At 69.0% G+C, this 7,452-nt stretch carries 6 protein-coding genes; all 6 read left to right on the top strand.

Annotated elements, in window-relative coordinates; translation table 11 throughout:
* The first annotated feature begins 94 nt into the window (after positions 1–94).
* Positions 95–1,021, top strand: a complete 927-nt coding sequence (locus tag WMK75_RS17555; RefSeq protein WP_347268882.1) for a hydroxymethylglutaryl-CoA lyase — start codon at positions 95–97, stop codon at positions 1,019–1,021.
* Positions 1,018–1,863, top strand: coding sequence for a TIM barrel protein (locus WMK75_RS17560; protein ID WP_347268883.1), 846 nt, complete (start codon positions 1,018–1,020; stop codon positions 1,861–1,863). The genes WMK75_RS17555 and WMK75_RS17560 overlap by 4 nt, the downstream gene beginning before the upstream one ends.
* 30 nt (positions 1,864–1,893) lie before the next feature.
* Entirely contained in the window at positions 1,894–3,303 is a 1,410-nt protein-coding gene (locus WMK75_RS17565; RefSeq protein ID WP_347268884.1) for an aldehyde dehydrogenase family protein, read from the top strand.
* Positions 3,303–5,078 carry a thiamine pyrophosphate-binding protein gene (locus WMK75_RS17570; RefSeq protein WP_347268885.1) on the top strand — a complete coding sequence of 592 codons (1,776 nt, stop codon included), beginning with the start codon at positions 3,303–3,305 and terminating at the stop codon, positions 5,076–5,078. The genes WMK75_RS17565 and WMK75_RS17570 overlap by 1 nt, the downstream gene beginning before the upstream one ends.
* A gap of 75 nt (positions 5,079–5,153) precedes the next feature.
* Positions 5,154–6,989, top strand: a complete 1,836-nt coding sequence (locus WMK75_RS17575; protein ID WP_347268886.1) for a TIM barrel protein — start codon at positions 5,154–5,156, stop codon at positions 6,987–6,989.
* A gap of 20 nt (positions 6,990–7,009) precedes the next feature.
* On the top strand, positions 7,010–7,452 hold a 443-nt coding region (gene aroQ / locus WMK75_RS17580; protein WP_347268887.1), incomplete at its 3' end, for a type II 3-dehydroquinate dehydratase.

The following is a 7,452-nucleotide window of genomic DNA, read 5'->3' on the forward strand; positions in this document are numbered from 1 at the left end:
TTGAGTAACACGTTGTTATCCTGATGGCGGTTATCGGCATTCGACGTAATGGTTGCGCGGCCTTATTCTGAACCTGTTCACAGCGGAGATGCCGATGCTGAGTTTCACCGGGGATGTCCTGATCGAGGACGAGGTTCTGCGCGACGGTCTGCAGAACGAGAAGACGATCCTGGCCACCGAGGAGAAGCTGGCGCTGATCGCCGGGCTCGAGGCGGCCGGGCTGCGCCGCATCCAGGTCGGATCCTTCGTGAACCCCGAGCGGGTGCCGCAGATGGCCGACACCGACGCGCTGTTTCAGCGCATCCGGCGCCGGCCGGGGGTGACCTATACCGCGCTGATCCTGAACCGGCGCGGGCTTGACCGCGCGCTGGCGGTCGGGGTGGCGCATCTGTCGATGTCGGTCTCGGCCAGCGAGACGCACTCGCGCAGGAATGTCGGGCGCGGCACGGATGCGGCTCTGGCCGACATGCTGCCCACCATCGAGGCGGCTCTGGCCGCGGGCATCCAGGTGCGCGCCGGCATCCAGTCGGCGCTGGGCTGCGGCTTCGAGGGGCGCATCGAGGCGGGGCGGGTGCTGGACATCGCCCGGCGCTATGCCCGGCTGGGGGTGCAGGAGATCAACCTGGCCGACACCGCCGGCCTGGCCAATCCGCGGCTGGTGCACGATCTTTGCCGCCAGGTCGCCGCGGCGGTGGCCGGGGAGGGCGGGCAGGCGCGGCTGTCGCTGCATCTGCACGACACCCGCGGCCTGGGGCTGGCCAATATGCTGGCCGGGCTTCTGGCCGGGGTGCGCATCTTCGACGCGGCGCTGGGCGGCCTGGGCGGCTGCCCGTTCATCCCGAAGGCCACCGGCAATATCGCCACCGAGGACACGGTTTTCGCGCTGTCCGAGATGGGCCTGGCCACCGGCATCGACTGGCGGGCGCTGACGGCGCTGACGCATGGGCTTGAGGCGCGGCTGGGCCGGCAACTGCCGGGCAAGATGGCCCATGTCACGCAACCGCAGGAGACCGAGGCATGAGCAGGACCTATTCGCTGGCCTATCTGACCGTGCCCGGCGTCACGCCGGAACAGCAGGTGCGCATCGCCCATGCCGCGGGCTATGACGCGGTCGGCCTGCGCCTGATCGCCATGGGCGTGGCCGGAGAGCCCGATTGCGACCCGCTGGCGCCCGAGGTGCTGGCCGCCACCCGCAGGGCCATGCAGGAAACCGGCATTGCCTGCCACGACATCGAACTGGCGCGCATCCTGTCGGACGAGACCCCGAAAGGCTATGAGCGCGCCATCGCCGCCGGCGCGGAACTGGGGGCGCGGCAGCTGATTTCCTCGGCCTGGACGCGGGGCATCGACGACGATGCCTATGTCACGGATTTCTTCGGCGACCTGTGCGACCTGGCCGGCGGCTATGGCATGACCGTCAGCCTGGAGTTCCCGTCGTTTTCGCGGCTGATCAACCTGGCCGAGGCGCTGACCATCATCCGCGCCGCCGGCCGGGCGAATGCCGCGGTGCTGATCGACACGCTTTACTATCACCTGAGCCACGCGACCGCGGCCGATCTTGACGGTGTGCCGCCGCAATGGGTGCCGATGCTGCATGTCTGCGACGCGCCCGCCCGGGGCACCGGCACCCGCGCCCAGATGCGCGCCATCGCCCGCGAGGGCCGGCTTTACCCCGGCGAGGGCGTGGTGGATTTCGCACCCTTCCGCGCCCGCTTTCCCGATGCGGCGCTGTCGATCGAACTGCCCAATGCCGCGCGCATCGCCGAACTCGGCCGCGAGGGCCACGCCCGGCGCTGCCTCGAGGCGGCGCGGTCCGTCTTTGAACCCGATGCCGCCCCGGTCCGCACCGGCACCCGCGGCTGACGCCAACACCCATCGAAGGAGGAGAACCCCATGGCCGAACGTGAGATCACCCCGCAGGAACGGCAGCTGGTCGCCGACATGGTCGCCCGCGCCCGCAAGGCGATGGAGGAGATCAGGGATTACGACCAGGCGCAGGTGGACCGGCTGGCGCAGGCGCTGGGCTGGGCCTGCGGCAATGAAAAGACCTTCCTGCGCATCGCCCAGATGGGTGTGGACGAAAGCGGCATCGGCGACCGCGAGGGCCGCGCCGGCAAGCGCTTCAAGGTGCTGGGCGTGCTGCGCGACGCGCTGCGCGGCAAATCCGTGGGCGTGATCGAGCATGACGAGGCCAGGGGCATCACCAAATATGCCAAGCCCGCCGGGGTCATCGCCAGCCTGATCCCGACCACGAACCCGGAACTGACCCCGCCGGTGACCGGCATCTATGCGATCAAGTGCAAGGACGCGGTGATCTTTTCGCCGCACCCCCGCGCCAAGGCCACCACGAACGAGATGGTCCGCGTCATGCGCGAGACGCTGGCCAAGCTCGGCGCGCCGCGCGACCTGTTCCAATGCGTCGAGCGGCCCTCGATCCCGCTGACCAACGAATTGATGGCGCAATGCGACCTGACGCTGGCGACGGGGGGCAAGCCGATGGTCAAGGCCGCCTATTCCTCGGGCAAGCCCGCCTATGGCGTGGGCGCCGGCAATTCGACCATGGTCATCGACGAGACCGCCGACATTGCCGAAGCCGCGATGAACAGCCGCATTTCCAAGACCTCGGATTACGGCTCGGGCTGCTCGGCCGACGGCAACCTGCTGATCGACGACCGCATCTACGAGAAGATGCGCGCAGCCCTGGTGGCCGAGGGCGGCCATCTGTGCAGCCCGCAGGAAAAGGCCCTGCTGGAAAAGGCCATGTGGGACGCCAAGGGCGCGCGCACCATCAACACCGTCGCGGTCAGGGCCCAGACCATCGCCGAGATCGCCGGCTTTGCCATCCCCGAGGACCGCAAGTTCATCATGGTCGAGCAGGAGGGGATCGGCCGCGAGCACAGATTCTCTGGCGAGAAGCTGTGCGTGGTGATGGCGCTTTACCGCTATCACGGCTTTGACGACGCGCTGGACAAGGTGCGCGCCATCTATGAGGTCGGCGGCAAGGGCCACAGCTGCGGCATCTACAGTTTCGACGACGACCATATCGCCCGGCTGGCGGCGGTGGCGCCGGTCAGCCGCATGATGGTGCGCCAGCCGCAGTCCAAGGCCAATGCCGGCAGTTTCGAGAACGGCATGCCGATGACCAGCTCGCTCGGCTGCGGCATCTGGGGCGGCAATATCACCAACGAGAACGTCAGCCTCAAGCATTACATGAACGTGACCTGGGTGGCGCGGCCGATCGCCTCCGACCGCCCCTCCGATGCCGAACTGTTCGGCGAGTTCTACAATACCGAGGTGATGTGATGGCACGCGAACAGAACGCCCGCCAGCTGGTGCGCTATCTCGAGGATCGCGGGGTCGAACATGTGTTCGGCCTGTGCGGCCACACCAATATCGCCGTGCTGGCCGCCATGGCCAACAGCCGGCTGAACTTTGTCAACGTGCGCCACGAACAGATCAGCGCCCATGCGGCCGACGGCTATGCCCGGGTGACCGGGCGTGCCTCGGTGGTGCTGTCGCATCTGTCGCCGGGGCTGACCAACGCGGCGACCGGGGTGGCCAATGCGGCGCTCGACTGCATCCCGATGGTGGTGATCGCCGGCGACATCCCCAGCTATTACTATGGCAAGCATCCGCATCAGGAGGTGAACCTGCACGCGGACGCGGCGCAATACGAGATCTACCGCCCCTTCGTGAAGCGCGCCTGGCGCGTCGACACGCCGGAGCTTTTGCCCGAGATCATGGAGAAAGCCTTTGCCCTGGCGGAATCGGGCCAGCCCGGGCCGGTGCTGGTCAATGTGCCGATGGATTTCTTCTCGACCGAGGTGGAAACCAGCCTCTGGGCGCGCACCCGCGCCAATGCCAAGGTGCTGACCCGGCCCTCGATCGACGACGAGACGGCGCGGGCGATCATCGAGCGTCTGGCGGCTGCGCAGCGCCCGGTGATCTATGCCGGCGGCGGCGTGGCGCTGGCGCGCGCCTGGGACGAGCTGCGCGATTTTGTCGATCACATGCAGATCCCGGTCGCCTATTCGCTGATGGGCAAGGGCTGCATCGACGACGACCACCCGCTGGTGCTGGGCATGACCGGCTTCTGGGGGGCGAAGTTCACCAATGAGACGACGCTGGGCGCCGACTGGATCATCGCGCTGGGGAGCCGCTTCAAGGAGGCCGACAGCTCGAGCTGGTATCCCGAATACACTTTCGACATCGGCGAGGGAAAGACGAAGCTGATCCATGTCGACATCGAGCCGCAGGAGATCGGCCGCAACTATCCCGTCGATCTGGGCGTGGTGGCGGACCTGCGCTCGGCGCTCAGGGTGCTGAACCGGGTGGCGCGCGAGATGCTGCCCGCGGGGCGCAAGGATGGCGGCATGGCGGCGAAGATCGCGCAGACCCGCAAGGATTTCGCGCAGGCCAACCGCGCGATGCAGACCTCGGACGCCTTCCCGATGATGCCCGAACGCATCCTGGCCGATCTGCGCGCCGCCATGCCGCGCGATGCGATCCTGACCTCGGACGTGGGCTGGAACAAGAACGGCGTGGCGCAGCAATTCGCCATCCACACGCCGGGCTCGATCCTGATCCCGGGCGGATTCGCCACCATGGGCTTTGGCCCGCCGGCGGCGATCGGCGCCAAGATCGCGGCGCCGGGGCGGGTGGTGATCAGCCTGGTGGGCGACGGCGGTTTCGGCCAGAACCCGGCAGTCCTTGCCACGGCCGCGGCCGAGGGGCTGGCGGTGATCTGGGTGGTGATGAACAACAACGCCTTCGGCACCATCGCCGGGCTGCAGAAGGCGCATTACGGCCTGACCTTCGGCACCACCTTCGAACGCGCGGCAAGCCCGGCCGAGCAGACCCCCGATTACGCCGCCATCGCCCGCGCCTATGGCTGCGAGGGCGTGCGGATCGAATCGGCGGCCGGCTTCAGGCCCGCGCTCGAGGCGGCCATCGCCTCGGGGCGGCCGACGGTGATCGATGTCGCGATGATCAACAATCCGACGCCCACCTCGGGGCACTGGAACATCCTCGACATCTATTCGCCGGGCCGCGATGTCGGCCATGTCGCCACCGACTGACACCGGCGCGCCCCGGCTGGACAAGCCCGGCCGGGGCACCCTAGCATCCGCGCGCAGGCGGCCAGGGGGTTTTCGATGCGGCTCATCTCATCACTGTCGTTCTCGGGCCATCTCTACGACAAGATCGACGCCGCGGCGCGCGCGGGTTTCGACGGTATCGAGATCTTCCGCGAGGACATGGTGGGCTTTGACGGCGGCCCCGGCGATGTCGCGGCCATCGCCCGGGCCGCGGGCATCCGCATCGCCGCGCTGCAGTCGCTGCGCGATGTCGAGGGGCTTGCGGGCGAGGCCCGCGCCGCCGCCTTTCGCCGCGCCGCGCGCTTCATGGATTTCGCCCTGGCGCTTGGCGCGCCGATGCTGGTGGTCTGCGCCAATACCCTGCCCGAGACCGATCCCGACCCCGGCCGCGCCAGCGCCGATCTGGCGGAACTGGCCGACATGGCGGCGGCGCGCGGCCTGAGGCTGGGCTATGAGCCGCTGGCGGTCAGCCGCCACTGCCGCACGCCGCTGCAGGGCTGGGAACTGGTCGGCGCCGCCGGGCGCGACAATCTTGGGCTGGTGATCGGCAGCATCCACCATTTCGCCGCCGGCGACGACCGCGAGGCGCTGCGCCGCATCGACCCGGCGCGCATCTTTCTCGTGCATCTGTGCGACGCCAGCATGCGCCGCATCGACATCGCCCGGCTGCGCCACGCCAATCGCGTGCTGCCCGGGCAGGGGGTGCTGCCGCTTGGCGGCTTCATGGCGGCGCTGCGCGGCGCGGGCTATGGCGGGCCGTTCTCGATCGAGGTCTTCGACGCCAATGAGCGCGGGCTGCCGGCGGGGGTGATGGCCGATGACGCCATGCGCGCCCTGCTGCTGACCGAGGCCGAGGCCGAGGGGCGCAATGTCGGCGCCGAACTGGTCGGCCCGCCCGATTTCCTGCATCTCGAGGCGGCGGGCAGAAGCGCCGAGATGGCGGCGCAGGTGATCGCGGCGCTTGGCTTTGCCGAGACCGGCCGCAGCGCCGACGGCCGCCAGCGCCTGTTCCGGCAGGGCGATCTGGGCATCGTCCTGGGCAAGCCCAGCGGCAGCGCGGCGCAGCTGTGCGTCGCCGGCCTGGGCCTGACCGTGCCCGACCCCGAGCGCCTGCGCCGCATCGCCGATCCGCGCGGCGACCGCAGCGAGGCCGCGGGCCCGGCGCACCGCTTCAACCCCTTCGGCCTTGCCTGCCTGCACGGGCCCTCGGACATCCACATCTATCTCGACCGCCAGCCGCTGGTGCGCGGCGCCTTCGCCCGCGGGCTGCAGCCCCAGGGCCAGGTCCCGCCGGACCCGGCGCCGGTGCAGGCCATCGACCATGTCGCGCAGGCCTTCCAGATGCGCGCGCTGCTGTCGGGGCTGCTTTACTGGCGCGCGGCGCTGAACTTCCAGCCGGTGGCGCGCCACGAGGTGCTGGACCCGCGCGGCGCCGTCTACAGCCATGTGCTGCGCAACAGCCAGGGGCAGTTTGCGCTGAACCTCAATGCCGCGCGCGGCGAAAGCACGATGACCAGGCGCTTCATCGGCCAGGGCAGCGCCGCGCCCATCCATCATGTGGCCTTCGCCTGCACCGGGCTGCTTGACCTGGCCGCCGGCATCGACCGCGCCCTGGTGCTGCAGCCGCCGGCCAATTACCACGCCGACCTGATGCTGCGCTTCGACCTGCCCGAGGGCCTGGCCGGGCGGCTGGCGGCGGCGGGGCTGTTTTACGACCAGGACGCCCAGGGCAGCTGTCTGCAGCTCTATACCCGCGCCATCGACGGGGTGTTCTTCGAACTGGTCGAGCGGCGCGGCAGCTATGCCGGCTTCGGCGGCGGCAATGCCGCGGCGCGCATCCTGGCGCAGTCGCGCGACTACGAGGCGCATTGGGCCGAGCACGATCACCCCTGAACCACAAGGAAAACCACGGCATGTCGAAACTGATCTACATCCTGAACGGGCCGAACCTGAACCTGCTGGGCCAGCGCCAGCCCGAGATCTATGGCCGCGACACCCTGGCCGACATCGAGGCGAGCTGCGCCCGCGTCGCCGCCGAGCAGGGCTTTCAGGTCAGGCTGTTCCAGTCCAACCACGAAGGCGTGGTGATCGACACCATCCACGAGGCGCGCCACGCCGCCTGCGGCATCATCATCAACCCCGGCGCCTTCACCCATACCTCGGTGGCGATCCTCGACGCGCTGAACACCTTCGAGGGCCCGGTGATCGAATGCCACATCTCGAACGTGCACAAGCGCGAGACCTTCCGCCACCATTCCTACGTCAGCCTGCGCGCCGACGGCGTCCTCGCCGGCCTCGGAACCGAGGGCTACCAACTCGCAACCCGAAGAATCTGCTCAATCTGCAAGGAAAAGGC

It is taken from the genome of Paracoccus sp. (in: a-proteobacteria), assembly GCF_039808215.1.
Taxonomy (GTDB): domain Bacteria; phylum Pseudomonadota; class Alphaproteobacteria; order Rhodobacterales; family Rhodobacteraceae; genus Paracoccus.